The organism is Brevundimonas sp. (assembly GCF_046293315.1).
GTDB lineage: Bacteria > Pseudomonadota > Alphaproteobacteria > Caulobacterales > Caulobacteraceae > Brevundimonas.
In genome coordinates this window covers 1-546 of sequence record NZ_JBKBPF010000107.1, presented here as the reverse complement: position 1 = coordinate 546, position 546 = coordinate 1, and the positions used below count along the sequence as shown (strand labels likewise).

Annotated in this window: 2 protein-coding genes; both read right to left on the bottom strand. The window is 70.5% G+C overall.

Going from position 1 to position 546, the window contains the following annotated elements; translation table 11 throughout:
- Positions 1-10: 10 nt before the first annotated feature.
- Positions 11-319: a hypothetical protein gene (locus ACK4SE_RS14270; RefSeq protein ID WP_409694045.1), complete on the bottom strand. Its 309-nt coding sequence runs from the start codon at positions 317-319 to the stop codon at positions 11-13.
- A gap of 30 nt (positions 320-349) precedes the next feature.
- On the bottom strand, positions 350-546 hold a 197-nt coding region (locus ACK4SE_RS14265), incomplete at its 5' end, for a hypothetical protein (protein WP_409694043.1).

The following is a 546-nucleotide window of genomic DNA, read 5'->3' as shown; positions in this document are numbered from 1 at the left end:
CAGCGTGCGCTCACCGTCGCCTGCGCCGCGCGGCGCCGTGCGCGTGAGCTATCGCAGCAGCAGAGGCCGCGGTGATGGTAGCCGCAGCGCTGGCGGCGATGGCGGCGGCGGTGGCGGCGGCGGTGGCGGCGGCGGTGGCGGCGACACGCACCAGAAACACAGTAAGCGTGGCCTCGGGCATGGTGCGGAAGGACAGGAACTCGCACCACTGGTGCCAGTTCAGGTCAATCAGCTTGGGGTTGCCGCACATTACGTGCTCGCCAAACAGCTCCGTGGCCACGGCGGCGAAGGAGTAGATGAAGCAGAAAAGCACCAGCATTAGCCGCCCTGCGCGCCGCGGAGGCAGCGGTCAGCGCGCGCACGGCAGCAACGCACCAATGCGAGCCAAGGCGGCGGCGGCGGCGGCGGCGGCAGCAGTTGCAGGCGCCCAGCACTCACCCAGCGCAGGCAGCACGCGGCGCACGCTGCCATACACCTCCCGGAACCGCGCAAAGTTCTCCAGCCAGCGCGTCATGCGCAGGGCGCGCACAGCCAATGGGAAGAGCG

Bases quoted from the DNA above. Each gene is read 5' to 3' on its own strand.
- ACK4SE_RS14270 (WP_409694045.1), bottom strand. From the start codon at position 319: ATGCTGGTGCTTTTCTGCTTCATCTACTCCTTCGCCGCCGTGGCCACG.